Here is an 18692-nt window from a genome sequence, read left to right as displayed (position 1 = left end):
CTGTTTTTGTCGAGCCAGAGGAGGGCCCCCTATGACGCCGTTGAGACTGGACCATGTCGCTTATCGCTGCCGCGACGCCAATGAGACCGTGGAGTTCTACAACAAGTATCTGGACATGGAACTGGTCGCAGCGGTGACCGACAGCCATGTGCAGTCCACCAAGGAATATTGTCCGCATATCCACGTGTTCCTGGCGATGCAGGACGGCAGTTGTGTGGCGTTTTTCGAAACTCCGGAAGAGCCGGACATGGGTCGCGACCCGAACACACCGGAATGGGTGCAGCACCTTGCCCTTGAGGTGGCCGACCGCGAGACCCTGATGTCGATGATGAAGCGGCTGGAGGACGACGGCATCAAGGTCACCGGGCCGAAGGACGGGCATCTGTGCCTGTCGATCTATTTCTTCGATCCCAACGGCCACCGGCTGGAGCTGACCAACCGCAAGATCGTCCCGGACGAGTGTACGGCACGCGACGCCCGGCGCATTCTGGAGCGCTGGAGTGCCGACAAGAAGCCGGTGACCGGCATCGAGATGGAACGTCAGATCTGAAACTCCGCCGCCCTTCGGGACGGCGGTTCGAGACCCAGCTTTGCGCCCTGTCGAGCCCGGGTGCGAAGCCACTGAAAAGGACGAGGGGGGAGACATGGGTGACACGAAGCCGGTGGATGTATTGATTGTGGGCGGTGGCCCGGTGGGTCTGGCTCTGGCCGGGGATCTCGGCGCGCGCGGGGTGTCCTGCGCGCTGTTCGAAAAGACCGACGGGGCCATCCGGCAACCCAAGATGGACGGCATCAGCAACCGGACGATGGAGTTCTGCCGTCGCTGGGGGGTCGCCGAAAAGGCCAAGACCTTTCCGTTTCCGGCCGATCATCCCAACGACATGGTCTATCTGACCGGCTTCGACGGCTATGAGCTGGGCCGGGAATCCTTTGTGCGGCCTTCGGGCGGGGCCGAGCTGTCCGGTGCCGAGGTCAGCCCCGAGCCGCGGCTGCGCTGCCCGCAGAACTTCTTTGACCTGATCCTGCGCGATTTCGCCCGGTCGCATGGCGCGCGGGTCTCGCTCAACTACGAATGCGAGGTCACGGCGGTGGCGCAGGACGGTGAGGGCGTGTCGCTGACCTGCCGCGATAACCGTAGCGGCGAGAGCGTCGAGCGGCGGGGCCGTTATCTTGTGGCCTGCGACGGCGGTGGCAGTTTCGTGCGCGAGGCGATGGGGATCGGGATGACCGGGCTGGGCTTCCTGAACTATTCCACCAACGTGCTGATCCGTTGTTCGGACCTGATCGCGCGCACCCATATCCTGCCCGGCTATCGCTTTTTCTTCGTGGGCGAGGAGGGGGTCTGGGCGACCTGCTCCCATATCAACGGCCAGGACATCTGGCGGGTGCAGATATTTGGCGGGTCCGAGGCGTGCAAGCCAGCGCCGGAGGAGGTCGAGGCGAAGATCCGGCGCGCCTTTGGCGCGGGGATAGAATTCGAGATTCTCGACATCCTGCCCTGGCAGCGCAAGGAACTGCTGGCGGATCGCTATCGCGCGGGGCGGATATTTCTTGCCGGGGACGCGGCGCATATCACCTCGCCGACAGGCGGGTTCGGGATGAACACCGGCATTGCCGATGCGGTCGATCTGTCGTGGAAACTGACGGCGGTTCTGCAGGGCTGGGGCGGGCCGGCGCTTTTGGACAGCTACGAGGCCGAGCGCCGCCCGGTTGGGTTCCGGGCAATCCGCGAGGCCTCAGGCAACCTCTACCGGACCCTCTCGGTCGGCGAGGTGCCGGGGTTGCTGGCGCAGACGCCGGAGGGGGCCCGGCTGCGCGCGCGGGTCGGTCGGACCTATGCCGCGACGATGCTGCGGGAATGGTACAAGAACGGCATCGATTTGGGGTATGTCTACCGCAATTCGCCAATCTGTGTCGCGGAGGAAGAGGCGGAGCCGGGGCCCGGCCGGGGTGCCCGGGCGGAGGGCGATCCGACCTTCCTGCGGGAGTGGCAGCGGCTTGTCGTGCATGAAGCGAACGGTACGCCGCTGAAGCTTGACTGGCGGGAGTTGCCGGTTGCCGAGGTCATGTTGTTTTCGCAGTCCGCCGAGCCGGGCGCGCGCGCGCCGCATCTGTGGCTGGGCGACGGGCGTTCGACGTTGGATCATCTGGGCGGGGGGTTTGTGCTGTTCGTGTTGGGGCCGGGCGGCACCGGGACCGCGGCTTTCGAGCGCGCCGCGGCCGAGCGTCGTATCCCGCTCGATATCGTGCGCATCGTCGAGCCCGCGGTTTGCGAGCTCTATCGTCGCAAGCTGGTGCTGATCCGTCCGGATGGACATGTGGCCTGGCGCGGGGACGATTGCGGCGGTGCGGATGGCGCGCAGGCGCTGCGTATTCTGGAGCGGGCAACCGGGGCCTGAGCCGGGGGCGGGCCGGTGTCGGGCGGCGCAGCGGGTAAAACCCATGCCGGTTCGAGATACCTTATATCGCATTTGTATCCATTTTTGCGATTAAAAAAATCCGTAACCTATCGCCAAGCGATGCTCGATTCCCTTGACGGCTCATGCAATAGCTGCGTTAAATATAGAACACAGTTCTACTATGCAGAATAATGCGAGGGATCGTGAGCTTCGCTGACCGTTCCCCAGCGGGGCGCGGAAACTGAATAAGACATGTCGACCAGGGAGGAAAATATGCTGGGATTTGCAACTGGACGCCGTTTGAGGGCGGGCCTGTCCGCCGCGGCACTGTCGGTGACCTGTGTCGCCGCGCCGGCGGTGGCCGAAACTATGACCTTCGGGGCCTATATGGCGCCGAAACATCCGTTTTACGATCGGGCGCTTGAGCCGCTGCTCGAGGACCTCAAGGCGGATCCGGATATCGATTTCAAGGTGCGCGTCATTCCGGGGGGGCAGCTTCTGGGCGCACGAGAATCGCTCGAAGGGGCCAAGAACCGTCTGGCGGACTTCAGCTTTGTCGTGCCGGTCTACAACCGGACCGAGCTGCCTGAGATCAACCTGTTCTTCCAGTTTATCGCTTTTGGCGACAATGTGGTGGCCGGCACCGGCGCGGTGCTTGAGGCGATGTATCTGCATTGCCCGCAGTGCCTGAGCAACTACACTGACAACAACACCGTTCCGCTAGCGACGGGGTCGGGCGGCCAGTACCGCATGTTCTGCAAGGATCCGGCGAATTCGGTGGCCGATCTGAAAGGGCGCAAGATCCGCGCGGTGGGCGCTCTGGCGCGTCTGGTCAACATGATGGGGGGGACGCCCATCAACATGCCTGCCAACGAAGGCGTTTCGGCAATCCAGCGCGGCACACTCGATTGCCTGATCGGGCCGCTCGCCTGGATGACCTCCTATGGCTATGTCGACACGGCGCCGAATATCGTCAATGTCCCGATGGGCTATGTCAAAGGGCTGGGCCTGGTGGTGATGAACAAGGATCGCTGGCAGGGGCTGTCCACCGAGGCGCGGGCTGCGATGTTGTCGCATATGGGCGAGCTCAGCGCGCGTTCGACGATCGACGCCTATCTGAAACCCGATGAGGAACTGCTGTCCCAGGCCGATGAGCTTGGTCTGAAGCCGACCAAAGGCGACGGTAGTTTCGAAGAGCTGTTCAAGGCCTTCGGCGAGGCCGAGGTGGCCGAGGTGATCGCTGCGGCTGAAGCCAGCGGGGTGAAAAATGCCGCCCAGCTGGTCGAGACGGTGATGAACCTCTATCCAAAATGGCTGGAAATCGCAGAGACCACGGGCAACGATCCCCAAAAAGTCGGCGAAGCCTATACCCGCGAGGTCTACAGCAAACTCGATCCCGATACGTTCGGTATGAACTGATCGACACAGTATCGTGGTCCGGGCGCGCAACGGTATCGGGGCGCGCCCGGGATTTCGATTGGGATACATCATGCAAAGCACTTACGAACGACAGGGCGGCCTCGTGCGCAGGCTAGCCGTCTGGTCCAACTGGCTGGCGGCGCTGGCGCTGGCGCTGATGATGGTGCACATCACCATCGACGTGATCATGCGCTATCTGTTCAGCGCTCCGCTGACCGGTACGATCGAGATCGTCTCGGCCTATTACATGGTCGCGGTGATCGCCTTTCCGCTCGCCTACGTCCATTTCAAGGACCATCATATCCGGGTGGAACTGTTCACCGCCGGCCTGTCGTCGCACCGGCAGCGCCAGATCGATACGGCGGTCGAGGTTCTGCTCTTCGTTATGTTCACCGGCATCGCGGTTCTCAGTATCGAAGAGGCCGTGGCCAAGACGCAGGCGAAAGAGGTCTGGGAAGCCGGACAGGGCCTGATCCAGGTCTGGCCCGCGCGCTGGTCGTTGGCGATCGGCTTTTCCCTGATGGCCCTGGTCAGTTTTTCCCGCCTGTTGTCCCGGTTCGGGCTGGCCGGACACCAAGATGAGACAATCAAATGATCAGCGAATATGCATCCGAACTGACCACGGGCGGCGTGGCGCTGGGGGCTGTCCTGCTCCTGATCGCGGCCCGCGTACCGATTGCGATGGCGCTGTTTCTGGTATCGTTCCTGGGCATCTACTACCTGAACGGGCTCGACGTCGCCCTGGCGGTGATCCGCAGCGTGCCGTTCGAGTTTTCGGCGCATTGGTCGCTGTCGGCGATCCCGATGTTCACCTTCATGGGCGCGCTGGCCTATTTCACCGGCATCAGCTCGTCGGTGTTCCGCGCCGCGCGGATCTGGCTGGCGGGCCTGCCCGGCGGGCTTGCGGTGGCGACGAACTTCGGCTGCGCCGGTTTTGCGGCGGCGTCCGGTTCCAGCACGGCGACGGCGGCCTCGATGGGCAAGATCGCGATCCCTGAGATGCTGAGCGCAAAATACGACAAGGGTCTGGCGACCGGCGTCGTGGCCAGCGCCGGCACCCTTGGGGCGCTGATCCCACCCAGCATCCTGTTCGTTCTGTTCGGCGTCTTCGCCGAGGTCTCTATCGCCAAGCTGTTTCTGGCTGGCGTCCTGCCCGGGTTGCTAACCGCCTTTGTCTTTGCCGCGATGATCGTCATCCGCTGCTGGTTGAAACCCGAGCTGGCGCCGCGCACGGCAGGGATCAACAGCTCGGAAAAATGGAAAGCGCTGTTCGAAACCTGGCCGGTTCTGCTGCTGGTGGCGGGCATCACCGTGGGTCTCTACGGCGGTCTGGTGACCCCGACCGAGGCGGGGGCCTATGGGTCGGCGGTGACGCTGCTGGTGGGTCTGCTGCAACGCCGGCTGAACTGGCGTACCCTGATGGACAGCCTGCAGGAGGCCGCGGCAACGACGGCCAAGGTGTTCATCGTGGCCATCGGCGCCTCGCTGTTCACCAAGTTTCTGGCGATCAGCGGGACTGCCTACGGGCTCGGGCAGATGGCGGAATCCTATATCGCCGGCCCGCTTGAGCTGTTCATCGTGACCACCGTCTTTTTCCTGTTCCTGGGGATGTTCCTGGACCCGCTTGGCGTGATGCTGATCGCGATCCCGGTGCTGCTGCCGTTCTATGATGCGGCGGGGCTGAATCTGATCTGGTTCGGAGTTCTGGTTGTCAAGCTGGTCGAGATCGGGCTGCTGACGCCGCCGGTCGGGTTCAATGTCTATGTGGTGAAAAGCGTGGTGGGCTCGCAGGTGTCGCTGGGGCAGATCTTCCGCGGGGTGACCTGGTTCCTGCTGTGCGAGGCGATTGTCCTGCTTCTGCTGTTCACGTTCCCGCAGATCTCGCTGTTCCTGCCGGATCTTCAGTTCTGAAACGAAGCCCTGGCCCGGCCGCCGGATATCCGACGGCCGGGCCTGGGTAAATTACCGGGCGATGTCCTTTGGGTTTGACATCGTTTTTTCGCATTATTAAATTAGAATGACGTTCTGCAGAATAGAACATCGTGAGGAGGCGAAGCCGCAAAGATGAAACTGGCCAGATTTGACGACGGGAAAATCGGATATGTCGACGCAGAGGAGATCGTCGACATCACCGTGCTTTGCGGCGTGGACGCAGCGGCCTGGCCGCCGGTCGGCATGCCGAAGGTGATCGCGGACTTCGCCGCGCTGAAACCGAAGATCGAGGCGGGGCTCGCGTCCTGCACGCGCCACCGGCTGTCCGATGTGGTGCTGCGCACGCCGATCCCCTGGCCGAACAAGGTCATCGCCTATCCGGTGAATTACCATGCCCATGGCCGTGAGATGCAGGCGGGTTATCGCGCCACGCAGCAGGGGTTTTTCCTTAAGCCGAACTCGTCGCTGTCGGGGGCGGGGGAGCCGGTGGAGCTGCCCGATCTGCCCGGCCGCGAGACCCATCACGAAAGCGAACTGGCGATCATCATCGGCCGCGAGGCGCGCGGCGTCGCGCGGGCGGACTGGAAGGATTACGTCTTCGGCTATGCCTGCCTGCTCGACATGGTGGTGCGCGGCCGCGAGGAGCGGGTCTGCCGTAAGGCCTATGACAGTTTCTGCCCGGTCGGCCCCTGGATCACAACCGCCGACGAGGTGGCGACGCCCGAAGAGCTGCAGATGAAGCTCTGGGTCAACGACGAGCTGCGTCAGAGCGCAAATACCCGCGATCTGGTGCTGGATATCCCCGGTATGATCGAGACCGCCTCGGCGGTGATGAAGCTTTATCCAGGCGACATCATCGCCACCGGAACGCCCGAGGGCGTCGGCAAGGTGGAGGGCGGCGACCGCATCCGTATCCGCATCGAACAGGTCGGCGAGATGACGGTGGATGTCATTCAGGGCCATCGCGGCCAGACCGAGGTTTTTTCCAAGCCCTATGAGCCCGACATCATCAAGCAGGAGCTGAAGCCATGAGCGCCGATATTTCCAGTCTGGATGAGCTGTACGCCGCCTTTTCCTCGCTCAGCATGGAGGGCGGCTGGCACCGGGTGCAGCCGGCGCTCTGGCCCGTGCCGCGTGAGAATTTCGAGCCGGCGCAATGGTCCTATGCTCAGGTGCGGCCGATCCTGGACGCGGCCGGGCGGCTGATCGATACCGAACAGGCCGAGCGGCGCAACCTGACTATGACCAACCCCGCCGAGGGCAACCTTTACCCCACCGTGCGCACGCTGGTCGCGGCCTATCAGATGATCAAGCCGGACGAGCGGGCCTATGCCCACCGCCACACGCCCAATGCGCTGCGGCTGATCCTTGAAGGGCGCGGCACCTATACGGTGGTGGACGGCATACGGGTGGAAATGCGCCCGGGCGATGTGCTGCTGACCCCGAACTGGGCTTGGCATTCGCATGAGAATGTCGGCTCGGAGGATTGCTACTGGATGGATTTCCTCGATGTGCCGCTGGTGCATCTGCTGGAGCCGATGTTCTTCGAACGCCACCCCGACCGGCTTGAGGCTGAGGTCAGCGATCGCGAACAGGCCGACGGTGTCTATCGCTGGGAAGAGACCCGGCGACGCCTGGCCGAGGCGCCCTCGAACGCGACGCCGGAGGCCGACAAATCCATCGAGCTGGGCGGTCCCGCTCTGCCCACCATCGGGCTGCATATGCAGGAACTGAAGGCAGGTTCGCGCAGCGGCGATTTGCAGACCACGGCCAACAGCATCTTCGCCGTGGTCAAAGGGCGGGGGACAACCACGGTCGGCGGCCGGACGTTCGACTGGGGCTTTGGCGACACCATCGCGGTGCCGGCCTGGCGTCCCTACAGCCACATGGCCAGCGAGGATGCGGTGCTGCTGCGGGTGACCGACGCGCCGATGCTGCAAAAGCTGGGCTGGCTGCGCGGCAATTTCGAGTGAGCAGGGGCCGGTCCGTGCGGCCGGTGACCCGAAACGGAAGGGAAAAGGACAGATGGCTAAAGTTGGGAAAATTCTGATCGCCGGCGGCGGTATCGGCGGCATGGCGGCGGCGCTGGCCCTGTTGCGGCGCGGTTTCGAGGTGGATGTGTTCGAGCAGGCGCCGAAACTGGGCGAGGTGGGCGCGGGCGTCCAGATCAGCCCCAACGGGGCCCGCGCACTCGATGAGCTGGGGGTTCTGGGGGTGCTCCGGGAGCTCTCCTGCAAGCCCGAGCGCAAGGAGTTCCGCCTGTGGAACAGCGGCGATGCCTGGCCGATGTTCAATTTCGACGACAAGGCGGCGGAGCAATATGGCTATCCCTACCTGACCGTCTATCGCCCCGATCTGCTCGGCGCGCTGGTCGATGGGGTGAAGACCCATGAAAAGGGCCGGATCCACCTGGGCCGACGGGTGGCCGATCTGGAGCAGGACACCGATGGCGTGACCCTGATCCTTGAGGATGGCGAGACTGCGCGCGGCGATGTGCTGCTGGGGGCCGACGGGGTGAAATCGGTGATCCGCGACCGGCTGTGGAACACCGAGCCACCGCGGTTCTCGGGCATGATCACCTGGCGCGGGGTGATCCCGATGGAACGCCTGCCCGAGCATATGCAGAAGATGGTCGGCTCGACCTGGACCGGGCCGGGCGGCCATGTGGTCAATTACCCGCTGCGGGCGGGCAAGCTGATGAATTTCGTCGGCACCATCGAGCGCGACGACTGGCAGGTGGAATCCTGGTACACCGAAGGCTCGGCCGAGGAATGCGCGAAGGATTTCGAAGGCTGGCACGCGGATGTGCAGGCGATGATCGAAACCGCGCCGACGCTGCTGAAATGGGCGCTGATGGAGCGCGAGCCGCTGCAACAGTGGACCCTGGGCCGGGTGACGCTGGCCGGGGATGCCTGCCATGCGACGCTGCCGTTCCTGGCGCAGGGCGCGGTGATGTCGATCGAGGACGGGGTCGTTCTGGGCCGCTGCCTGGAACAATTCGACGATCCTTTCGAGGCGCTGCGCCGCTATGAGGCGGCTCGGGTCGGGCGCACCACCCGGATGGTGCGGGGCGCGCGCGACAACACCGACCGGTTCCACAGCTCCGAACTGGCCACCAAGGAAGAGGCGCAGGCCTATCTGGAGCGGGAATGGAGCCAGAGCCCAATCCGCGACAGGTATCACTGGTTGTACAATTACGACGTGATGGCGACGGCGATCTGAGCGCGCCGCAGCCCCGTTTCCCCAATTAGAGAAAGGCATCCCCTCCCGTGACCGACCAATTGCCGAAGGCCGATCTTTTGCAGGGCATTCGTGTGCTCGACCTGACCAATGTGCTGTCAGGCCCGTTCTGCACCTATCAGCTTGCCCTGTTGGGGGCTGAGGTCATCAAGATCGAAAACCCCGAAGGTGGTGATCTGGCGCGGGAGCTGGGCGCGGGGCCGGAGCTGAACACGGCGAAGATGGGCGCGTCCTTCCTGGCGCAGAACGCCGGTAAGAAATCGATGACCTTGAACCTCAAATCCGAGGCGGGCAAGGTGCTGTTCCTGCAGCTTGTCGATACAGCGGATGCGGTGGTCGAGAACTTCCGCCCCGGGGTGATGGAGCGGCTGGGACTGGGGCAGGAGGTGCTGCGGGCGCGGCGGCCGGAGCTGGTCTATTGCGCGATCTCGGGTTTCGGGCAGGAGGGGCCGCTACGCGGCAACCCGGCCTATGATCAGATCATCCAGGGCATGTCCGGGGTGATGAGCATCACCGGCGATGCCGACAGCGCGCCGCTGCGGGCGGGCTATCCGCTCTGCGACACGCTGGGGGGGATGACCGCCGCCTTCGCCATCGTCAGCGCACTGCTTGCGGCGCGGACGACCGGCATGGGGCGGGCGATCGACGTGTCGATGCTGGACAGTACAATTGTGGCGCTGGGTTGGGTGGTTTCAAATTATCTTCTGGCCGGGGTTACCCCTGCGCCCATCGGCAACGAGAACATGACAGCCGCGCCCTCCGGCACCTTCCGTACCGGAGACGGCCCGCTGAACATTGCTGCCAACAGGCAGCAGCAGTTCGAAACGCTATGTCGGGTGATCGACCGGATCGATCTCGCATCCGATCCGCGTTTTGCCGAGCGCGAGGCGCGCAAGGCGAACCGTGCTGCGCTCAATGCCGAGATCGAGGCCAGCCTGGTCACGCAACCGGCCGAGGCTTGGGAGCGGACGCTGAACGAAGTCGGAGTGCCCGCCGGACGGGTAATGAGCATACCCGACATTCTGGCGCATCCGCAGATTGCCGGGCGGCGGCTGATCCAGCAGCTTGACAGCAGCGTGGATGGGATCGACCGTCTCAGTGTAGTGCGGGCGGGGTATCGCCTGTCCGATTGCGAGCCGGCTGCGGGTTGGGCGCCGCCGACGCTCGGGGCCGACACGGATGGCCTTTTGCAGGAGATCGGGGTCACCGCGGCAGATCGCAAAAATTTTCGTGACAGCGGCGTGATCTGAGCCAGGCCGCGATGTCAGGACCGGGGATCTTTTTCGGCCGGAAGCAGCCGTTTCAGGATTTCGGGCGATGCGCCCGCCTGGATCGACAGCTCTACCGCCGCGCGTTGCAGCACCGGTGTGATCTCGGCCACCCGCTCGGGCGAAAAGCGGGTGCGCGGGCCGGAGATGTTGATGCAGCCCGACAACGTATTGCCGAGGCCGAACACCGGTGCGGCCATCGCCGCCATGTCCGGGTTGCGCTCACCGAAGGAGGTGAAGACAAGACCGTCGCGACCGGCATCGCTGGCACGCTTGCCGCTGTAGCGGATCAGCGCCTTGCCGCTTGCGCCGCGGTCCAGCGGCCGGGTGTCGCCGACGCGGATATGGTCGCGGATCTCCTGCCGGGCATCGACGCGGAACAGACACAGGCGCATTTTGCCTTCCCGCACGAAATAAGAGGCGCTCTCGTTTACCTCGTTCACGATGCGCTCCAGCATCGGCATAACGATATCGCCAATTCGGAAGGTTTCCTGATAGATACCGGCGAGTTCGACAAATTTGGGTCCGATCTGATAGCCCCGGTCGTCGAGCTTTCGCACATAGCCGTAGGCCTCCAGCGAGGCGAGCAGGCGCAGGATCGTACTTTTGTACAGGCCGGTCTTCTGGGCCAGTTCCGTAAGGCTAAGACGGCCGTCGGTGTCGCGAAACGCATCCAAGATCGAAAGCGCGCGCTCGACCGCGGCGACACCGTTTTTCGCTGTCATGCTGATGCCTCATCTTTCTCACCAAGCGTAATACCATTCTACGAGATGAAACTGTACATATCAATGCCAAACCCGCGTAGCGCCTGGCCCGAAGGGGCGGACTGCGCTGTGCCCCCCCGTTGTCAGGGCCCAATACCCGCTGCAGCCAGAACCGGAGTACAACCGTGAGCGATTTTCCCACCCGCGTCCATATAAAGGAAGAGGGCCCCAGAGAGGGGTTCCAGATCGAATCCGCCGCGATATCCACCGTCGACAAGATCCGCCTGATCGACCGGCTGTCGGACAGCGGGTTGCGCCATATCCAGGTGGTGTCCTTCGTAGATCCCCGGCGGGTGCCGGGCATGGCCGATGCCGAGGCGGTGGTCACCGGCATGGTGCGGTGCGAAGGGGTCAGCTATACTGCGCTCTGGCTCAATGCCCGCGGGTTTCAGCGGGCAGCCGCAGCCGGCGGGCTGGATCTGGAGGGCAGCCTGAACCTCTATGCCTCGGACGCCTTTCTCATGCGCAACCAGAACCGCACACCTGCGCAGCAATATGCGGCGCAACCCGAGCTGATCGCGATGTATCAGGCGGCGGGTGTGCCGGTGCGGCGCGGTTTCGTTTCGGCGGCCTTCGGCTGCAACTTCGAGGGCGATATCCCGGTGGCGCGGGTGGTGGACCGGGTGGGCGAACTGCTGGCCCTTGCCAGCGATCACGGCGAGACGCTGGGCCATGTGGGCCTGGGTGACACAATGGGCTGGGCAACGCCGCTGACCGTCAAGCGGGTGGTCGGAGCCGTGCGTGACCGGTTCCCGGACCTTCGCCTGTCGCTGCATCTGCACGACACCCGCGGTATGGGTGTGGCCAATGCCTGGGCCGGGCTGGAGATGGGCGTGGATATGTTCGATGCCGCCGTGGGCGGGCTGGGCGGCTGTCCATTCGCCGGTCACAAGGGGGCGGCGGGCAACCTGTGTACCGAGGACTTCGTATTTCTCTGCGACGAACTGGGGATCGAGACCGGGGTCGATCTGGAGGCGCTGATCGATTGCGCGCGGCTGGCCGAGGAGATCGTCGGCCACGATCTGACCGGATCGGTAATGAGAGGCGGTCTACTGCGCCGCCTGCGGCGCTGAGCGCGGATCGGGGTGCAGATGTCAGGCCGGGTCAGAAGAGACGATCTCTTTCAGCAATCCGATCATCCGCTCGACCTGCCCGGCGTCAAACCGCTGGTCGGGGCCGATGATAGTATAGACGCCGATCAGGTCGCCATCTTCGGCCAGCAAAGGGGCTGCGACCGCCGAGGCGCCCTCGGAGACCGCGCCGGAGGAAAACGCGACGCCGTTCTCGCGCACCGAGTCGTACACCGCACCCTGGCGGCCCCGGCTGGCTTCGATCACCAGCCCGCTGGCGTTGCACCCAATCGGGATCCGGTCGCCCTCGTTGACCGAGGCGCGCACGAGTTTCGGCGATTCGATCCGGTAAAGGCACATCTGCTGAAGCCCCAGCGGGATATAGAAGGCCACGGTTTCATCGAAGGCGCTGTGCAACCGGCGCATGTTGGCCAGGACGGCCTCCCGGTCGATCAGGTTGCCGAAGTAGAACCTGTTGCCCAGCTCGCCGACGACCGCGCCCAGACTGTAGAGCCCGTCGGCATTGCGGTGCAGGAAGCCGTGGTCCTGCAGGGTGCTGCACAGCCGCAGGGCGGTACTTTTGTAATGGCCTGTCCGTTCGGAGATCTCCGTCAGCGACAGTTGCGACCGATCGCCGAGGAAGCAGTTCAGCACCTGAAGACCGCGTTCCAGCGCAGCCACTCTCTGTTCGGGTTTCGCGGGCTTTTCGGTGCTCATCTGCTTTCTGTCCTCCCAGACGGATGCGGCTTTCCCAGCCTTTTGGTGCATATACCGATCCGGGCGGCGACAACAGGGTGCGGCGGGCGTTGTATGGACAATCCGGCCACAGTAACGTTGAAGACCAATTCCACATCCGGCGCGCAAGGCGTCCAATGCCCGGCCTGAAGAATGAACTCGCAGCCAAGAACCGTCTATCTCCTTGCCCGAATCTATCACGTGATCCGCGAACAGATGGATTCCGAACTCGCCCGGCTGGGGATCACGTCGGTGCAGTATTCCATTCTCAGCCTGATCCGCGCCGGGGACGGGCTGTCCTCGGCGCAGCTTGCCCGGCGGTACCGGGTCAAGCCGCAGTCGATGATCAAGATCGTCAAGGATCTGGAGGACAAGGACTTGATCGAGCGTCACATCGGACCCGACAGTCGCAAGGCGCTGGTGGCGCGACTGACTGCGGAGGGCTCTACGGCACTGGATCGGTGCGATGCAACGATCGACCGCTTCGAAAATCGCATCTTCACAGATGTCGCGCCGGAGGACATCGCCGCCTTCCGCCGCGTCGCAAGGACGCTGATCGATCAAACCGGGTTCTCGCCCGACGGCGATGCGCGCGGAGGGACGGAGGCGTGAATATCGACGATCTGAAAGCCTTTGTCTGGGTGGCGGAGGCCGGCGGATTCTCACGGGCCTCGGCCGAACAGCGGGTCGCACAGTCGGCGCTGAGCCGACGGGTGGCGCGACTGGAATCGGAACTCGGCATCCGCTTGGTCAAGCGGGACGGACGCGGCGTCCGGCTGACCGATCAGGGCAATTTGCTTCTGGAACGTTCGGGCGGGATCTTTGCCGAGATCGACGCGGTAAAACGGCAGATGGTCGAGCATTCCGACGAGCCGCGCGGCGAGGTGACTCTGGCCATGCCGCCCACCACGGCCCAGGTCCTGGCGCCGCTGATTGCCATGGAGGTGACAGAACGGTTTCCCGAAGTGCACCTGCGGATGCTAGAGGGGTTCAGCGGAGCGATCCACAACCTGGTGGTCAGCGGCCGCGTCGATCTCGCGCTGCTCTACGAGCCGGAAGAACGCTCCGATATCAGCATAACGCCGCTGATCAACGAACCGGTCTACCTGATCGTGGCCAAGGACAGGCGGTCGGCGTTTCCGGTGCTGAACGAACGCAAGGTGGTGCGGTTCTCGGACCTGCCGAAGCTGCCGCTGATCCTGCCGAGCAAGAGCCACAGCATTCGTAGCCTGATCGAGCGTCAGGCGATAGAGCGGCGGCTGAAACTGAACCTAGCCTTCGAGGTCGACGGTATCCGGGCGACCAAGGCGATGGTGCAGGCGGGGTTGGGGTGCACGATGTTCAGCTACGCGGCGGTCTACGAGGATGTGAACGCGGGCAGGCTGGAGGTGATCGAGACCATGCCGCGGCTGTCCTGGACACTGTCGCTGGGCGAGCCGAAGCGGGAGGATTCCGGCCGCGCGGTGCAAGCGGTGCGCGGTGTCATTCTGGAAAAATTGCAAGCGCTGAAAGACGGCGGCTACTGGCGTGGGCGGTTCCTGTTCCGCTGAACCTGGCCGTTCCGGCAATCCGCCCCGCCGGGGTACGGCGAGGCGGGGGCATCAGACCTCGATCTTGGTGACGTCGTCCTTGAAGATCCAATCGTAGCGGTCGAGGATCGCGGCGCGGCCCCATTCAGTTTCGATGAAATCGGCGGCGGTATCGGCCTGCAGGAACGCCTCGTTGTGGAACCGGCGCAGGTTTTCGTTGGCGCCCTGCACCTTGCGGTTGGCTACCGGGCTGCGTAGTTCCTCATAGCGGCGCAGCGCCCGAACCGGATCGTCGGTGTATTTTTCCAGACATTTCGCCAGGACAACCGCATCCTCGATCGCCATCACCGCGCCCTGCGCCAGCAGCGGCAGGGTGGGGTGGCAGGCATCGCCCAGCAGTGCGGTGCGCCCTTCGGCCCAAATCTGCAGTGGCGGGCGCACCATCAACGCCCATTTGAATTGCGAAGGTGCCGCCTCGATCAGGGTCTGGATGTCTTCGTGCCAGCCTTGGAAATCGGCGCGGAACTCTTCCTTGTCGCCCTGGGCGCTCCAGGATTCCACCCGCCAGTCGTCGCGTTCGGCGGTGGCGACCACATTCATCAGCTTGCCGCCGCGCAGCGGGTAGTGCACCACATGGCCATGCGGGCCGACCCAAACGGTTGCGCGGTTGCGGTTCATCCGCTCGGGCAGGTTTTCCATCGGCACCACGCCGCGCCAGGCCAGCATGCCGGAGAACTCTGCCGGAGCGCTGCCGAACATCGCCGCACGGATGGTGGAATGCACCCCGTCGGCGCCGATCAGAACGTCGCCGGTCACTTCGGTGCCGTCGTCGAGCCTGAGGCCGACGCCGTCCTTCGTCTGGGCGAAGCCGGTGCATTTGCGGCCCAGATGGATGGCGTCGGGCTTTTTCAGCCGGACCGCATCGACCAGCACCTGCAGCAAATCTGGCCGGAACACGGTCAGGTAAGGGTAGCTGTAGCGTTCCAGCGCCTCGGTGCCCAGATCGAACATTTCGAAGGTTTTACCACTGTCCCACAGGCGCACGACCTTGTCGTCGGCATTGGACGACAGCCGCGCCAGGTCGTTGAACACGCCCAGGTGATCCAGCGCCCGGTTGGCGTTCGGGCTGATCTGGACGCCGGCGCCGACCTCGCCCAGTTCGGGGGCCTGTTCGTAGACATCGACGTCGAACCCCTTGTTCAGCAGCGCCAGCGCCGTCGCCGCCCCGCCGATCCCGCCACCGGCTATGATGACATGCAGTTTCTTTTTCATGATCCCTCCCGCTTGCTGCGGACGTGTAAGCTCAGGGCGCTCCCCGGCGGCGGGGGGCGCCGTTTCGCGTTTTCGGTTGGAGCGCCGCTTATTCGGCGATCAGGAAGCCCAGCTTTTCCATCACCGGCTTGTCGCAGACCTCGAAGAGGTCACTGTCCTCGTCCGTGGTGATCTCGTGGCGGGCCCAGGCCGGTGCGGCGAAGACATCGCCGCGTTGCCAGCGGAACTCGGTATCGCCGCTACGGAAGCTGCCGCTGCCCTTGGTGGCGGCATAGATCCGGTTGACCGTATCGCGCACCGGGCCGAGCGTTGCTCCGGCGGGCAGGGCCATGCAGGTCAGCTCCATGGTCAGGATATGTTCCTGGGAATCGAGCACGTGGCGGCGGATGCCGGCGGTATCCGGGGTGGCTTGGGCCAATGCCGCGTCGATCTCCGCCCGCTTGAACCAGAAGGGATGGGCCTGCGGTGTCTGCTCGACGGTCTGATAGGTGTCGGGATGTTCGGTATAGAACATCGGCTCCAGCCGGTGCACCAGCGGCACATCGAGGAAGTCGATCCAGCAGGCGGTTTCTTTGCCGTCGTTGTAGTGGCTGTGCCAGCAACCGCCGGGTGTCAGCAGAACGTCGCCGGGAACCATGGGCAGCTTGACGCCATCGACTACGGTAAAGAGCTCGGGGCCCGCATCCAGCACCAGCCGCAGCGCGTTCGGCGTGTGTTTATGGGCGCGGGCGTGCTCGCCGGGCTGGATCAGCTGATAGGCGCAGACCAGGGTGCGCACGGTGTCATAGTCGTTGTCGCCCACCGGGTTGAACATCAGCAGGTTGCGACGCTCGGCCAGTTCGGTGTCGATCCACAGGCTGGCGCGGTCGAGCGCGGCATGGGCCTCGCGGTAGGACCAGTGCAGCGGGCGGAACTCGGTCGCGGGTTGCTTCCACAGCGAGCGGCGTTTCTTGTGCCAGCCGGCGGTATAGCGCTCGCGTTCGAACAGGGGGTAAAGATCGTCCAAGCCGCTGGACTTGGCGATATCGTCGATCGTACTCATGCGATGGATCCTTCCTTGGTCTCAGATGCCGCGTTTGAATTCATAGGGTTTGTCGAACACCACATTGGCGCCGCAGTCGCCCGCCACCACCGGCAGCGACATTCGTCCGATGCCCTCGACCTCGATGGTGACGGTATCGCCGGGCTGGATCGGCCCCACGCCCGCGGGCGTGCCGGTGGCGATGATGTCGCCGGGATAGAGGGTCATGGCCGAGGAGGCGATCGACACCATGTCGGGCATGTCGACGATCAGGTCGCGGCTGTTGGCATGCTGGCGCAGCTCGTCGTTGACCCAGAGCTTCATCTCGATATCGGCCACATCGGCGATCTCGTCCGCGGTCACGATCCACGGCCCGATGGGGGTAAAGGTGTCGTAGGATTTGCGCATCACGCGCTCTTCCTTGCCGCGCACGGTGATGTCCATCAGGCAGGAATAGCCGAAGACATAGTCCAGCGCCTCTTCGGGCGAGACATCGCGGCAGGTCTTACCGATGATCAGCGCGATTTCGCATTCGTGGTGGAATTCGCGCCCGGCGATATTCGGCGTGGCGATCTTGTCATTGGGGCCGATGATCGAAGAGTTGGCCTTGAGAAAGAAGCCCTGGATATTGGCGAGGCCGGTCGAGGTCATCTCCTTGGCGTGGTCGTGGTAGTTGACCGGATAGGCGATCAGCTTGTTCGGCCAGGGCACCGGGGTTTCCAGCGTCACATCGGCCAGCGGAATCGCCGGGCCGGTCTTGACGGCGTCCTCCAGTTTCTCCTTGAGCCCGTCGAACTCCGCGATCATCCGCAGCGGGCCGACCGGCGGCCATTCTGCCGCATCCACATTACACAGCGCGGTGACGTCGGTGATCTCCTCCCCGGCGATGACCCCGATCTTGCCTCCGTCGAAACGTGCGATCTTCATGTGTTCTGTCTCTCCTGAAATTTTCATTCGGCGCAAACCGCCTTTCGGGCGCAGGGTAGAAGCAAAAAAACATCTCAAAAACAGATGAGTTTGCGATTTATGCCATCTCGTTTCGGCAATAATTCCGTTGCCTGACATTGCCGTACCGTTTGTCCTTGCGCCCGAAAGATGCCGTGCAACGGCGGCTTGACAGGGAGAATTCGGATTCGTATTAATTTATAAGCCTAACTGATATTGTATCAGTTAGGGGTTGAATTTTGGAGGAGTCCCATGAGACAGACTGCTGAAGGTGTGCCGGGCGGCAAGAACGTGACGGTGGAGTTTGAGGACGGCATCGCTTGGGTGCGTCTCAACCGGCCGGAGAAGCGCAACGCGATGAGCCTTGAGCTGGCCATCGAGATGAATGAGGTGATGGACGCGCTGGAGCTGGATGATCGCTGCGGCGTTTTCGTCCTCACTGGCGAAGGCGATGCGTTTTCCGCCGGTATGGACCTCAAGGGGTTCTTCCGCGAAACCGACGGCATGACCGACCTGCACCGCAAGCGCGCCTATCGCGAGAACCGCGACTGGCAGTGGCGACGGCTGATGATGTACGGCAAGCCGACCATCGCCATGGTCAATGGCTGGTGCTTCGGCGGTGCCTTTACGCCGCTGATCTGCTGCGATCTGGCGATCTCCTCGGACGACGCGACCTATGGTCTGTCCGAGGTGAACTGGGGCATCATCCCCGGCGGTGTGGTGCCCAAGGCGGTGCAGACGCTGGTGAACGACCGCCAGGCGCTCTACTACATGATGACCGGCGAGACTTTCAAAGGCCAGAAAGCCAAGGAACTGGGGCTGGTCAATGAATCGGTTCCCGCCGACAAGCTGATGGAGCGTACCCGCGAGGTGGCGAAAGTGCTGCTGGAGAAGAACCCGCTGGTTCTGCGCAACACCAAGCTGAGCTATCGCTATATCCAGGAAATGAACTGGGAACAGGCGGGCGAATACCTGATGGCCAAGGGCGACCAGACCACCTTTATGGATCCGGAGAAAGGGCGTCACGAGGGGATCAAACAGTTCCTCGAAGACAAGACCTACAAGCCGGGCCTTGGCGCCTATTCGCGGGACTGATCC

The 18692-nt window shown here is 63.6% G+C and carries 18 protein-coding genes; 13 read left to right on the top strand and 5 right to left on the bottom strand.

The genetic code is table 11. The features are described 5' to 3' along the window. The first annotated feature begins 31 nt into the window (after positions 1–31). From E1832_RS13505 to E1832_RS13465, 9 genes are all read left to right on the top strand, one after another. A complete protein-coding gene (locus tag E1832_RS13505; protein WP_133360290.1) occupies positions 32–550 on the top strand; it encodes a VOC family protein in 519 nt (172 codons plus the stop codon). Between the two features lie 94 nt (positions 551–644). Beyond that, the gene (locus E1832_RS13500) at positions 645–2399 is read left to right on the top strand and encodes an FAD-dependent monooxygenase (protein WP_133360289.1); all 1755 of its coding nucleotides are present in this window, start codon (positions 645–647) and stop codon (positions 2397–2399) included. 273 nt (positions 2400–2672) lie between these two features. Then, a complete protein-coding gene (locus tag E1832_RS13495) occupies positions 2673–3818 on the top strand; it encodes a C4-dicarboxylate TRAP transporter substrate-binding protein (protein ID WP_165978886.1) in 1146 nt (381 codons plus the stop codon). Positions 3819–3888: 70 nt separating this feature from the next. Next, positions 3889–4413, top strand: a complete 525-nt coding sequence (locus tag E1832_RS13490) for a TRAP transporter small permease subunit (RefSeq protein ID WP_133360287.1) — start codon at positions 3889–3891, stop codon at positions 4411–4413. Further along, positions 4410–5729, top strand: a complete 1320-nt coding sequence (locus E1832_RS13485) for a TRAP transporter large permease (RefSeq protein WP_133360286.1) — start codon at positions 4410–4412, stop codon at positions 5727–5729. The genes E1832_RS13490 and E1832_RS13485 overlap by 4 nt, the downstream gene beginning before the upstream one ends. A gap of 153 nt (positions 5730–5882) precedes the next feature. Beyond that, positions 5883–6782: a fumarylacetoacetate hydrolase family protein gene (locus E1832_RS13480; RefSeq protein ID WP_133360285.1), complete on the top strand. Its 900-nt coding sequence runs from the start codon at positions 5883–5885 to the stop codon at positions 6780–6782. Then, positions 6779–7723, top strand: a complete 945-nt coding sequence (locus tag E1832_RS13475) for a cupin domain-containing protein (protein WP_133360284.1) — start codon at positions 6779–6781, stop codon at positions 7721–7723. Before E1832_RS13480 ends, E1832_RS13475 begins: the two co-directional genes overlap by 4 nt. Before the next feature lie 52 nt (positions 7724–7775). Further along, positions 7776–8972: an FAD-dependent monooxygenase gene (locus E1832_RS13470; protein WP_133360283.1), complete on the top strand. Its 1197-nt coding sequence runs from the start codon at positions 7776–7778 to the stop codon at positions 8970–8972. Between the two features lie 47 nt (positions 8973–9019). Further along, complete coding sequence (locus tag E1832_RS13465) at positions 9020–10240, top strand: CaiB/BaiF CoA transferase family protein (protein WP_245513987.1); 1221 nt, start codon at positions 9020–9022, stop codon at positions 10238–10240. A gap of 14 nt (positions 10241–10254) precedes the next feature. Here E1832_RS13465 and E1832_RS13460 read toward each other — a convergent pair whose 3' ends face one another. Further along, positions 10255–10983 carry an IclR family transcriptional regulator gene (locus tag E1832_RS13460; RefSeq protein ID WP_133360282.1) on the bottom strand — a complete coding sequence of 243 codons (729 nt, stop codon included), beginning with the start codon at positions 10981–10983 and terminating at the stop codon, positions 10255–10257. 164 nt (positions 10984–11147) lie between these two features. Here E1832_RS13460 and E1832_RS13455 point away from each other — a divergent pair, with 164 nt between their 5' ends. After that, positions 11148–12095, top strand: a complete 948-nt coding sequence (locus tag E1832_RS13455; protein ID WP_133360281.1) for a hydroxymethylglutaryl-CoA lyase — start codon at positions 11148–11150, stop codon at positions 12093–12095. A gap of 21 nt (positions 12096–12116) precedes the next feature. Here E1832_RS13455 and E1832_RS13450 read toward each other — a convergent pair whose 3' ends face one another. After that, entirely contained in the window at positions 12117–12809 is a 693-nt protein-coding gene (locus tag E1832_RS13450; RefSeq protein WP_165978885.1) for an IclR family transcriptional regulator, read from the bottom strand. Positions 12810–12980: 171 nt separating this feature from the next. Here E1832_RS13450 and E1832_RS13445 point away from each other — a divergent pair, with 171 nt between their 5' ends. After that, entirely contained in the window at positions 12981–13439 is a 459-nt protein-coding gene (locus tag E1832_RS13445; protein WP_133360279.1) for a MarR family winged helix-turn-helix transcriptional regulator, read from the top strand. Then, a complete protein-coding gene (locus tag E1832_RS13440; protein ID WP_165978884.1) occupies positions 13436–14377 on the top strand; it encodes a LysR family transcriptional regulator in 942 nt (313 codons plus the stop codon). Before E1832_RS13445 ends, E1832_RS13440 begins: the two co-directional genes overlap by 4 nt. A gap of 51 nt (positions 14378–14428) precedes the next feature. Here E1832_RS13440 and E1832_RS13435 read toward each other — a convergent pair whose 3' ends face one another. The 3 genes from E1832_RS13435 to E1832_RS13425 form a co-directional block, all read right to left on the bottom strand. Next, complete coding sequence (locus E1832_RS13435; RefSeq protein ID WP_133360277.1) at positions 14429–15628, bottom strand: FAD-dependent monooxygenase; 1200 nt, start codon at positions 15626–15628, stop codon at positions 14429–14431. Between the two features lie 88 nt (positions 15629–15716). Beyond that, entirely contained in the window at positions 15717–16670 is a 954-nt protein-coding gene (locus tag E1832_RS13430; RefSeq protein ID WP_133360276.1) for a cupin domain-containing protein, read from the bottom strand. A 21-nt stretch (positions 16671–16691) separates the two neighbouring features. After that, the gene (locus E1832_RS13425) at positions 16692–17576 is read right to left on the bottom strand and encodes a fumarylacetoacetate hydrolase family protein (RefSeq protein ID WP_133360275.1); all 885 of its coding nucleotides are present in this window, start codon (positions 17574–17576) and stop codon (positions 16692–16694) included. A 270-nt stretch (positions 17577–17846) separates the two neighbouring features. Here E1832_RS13425 and E1832_RS13420 point away from each other — a divergent pair, with 270 nt between their 5' ends. Next, positions 17847–18689 (top strand): p-hydroxycinnamoyl CoA hydratase/lyase, encoded by an 843-nt coding sequence (locus E1832_RS13420; protein WP_133360274.1) that lies wholly within the window; start codon positions 17847–17849, stop codon positions 18687–18689. Positions 18690–18692: the final 3 nt, after the last annotated feature.

It is taken from the genome of Antarcticimicrobium luteum, from assembly GCF_004358185.1.
Taxonomy (GTDB): domain Bacteria; phylum Pseudomonadota; class Alphaproteobacteria; order Rhodobacterales; family Rhodobacteraceae; genus Antarcticimicrobium; species Antarcticimicrobium luteum.
Note: the sequence above shows the minus strand (reverse complement) of the source record. Positions and strands in the feature narration are given on the sequence as shown.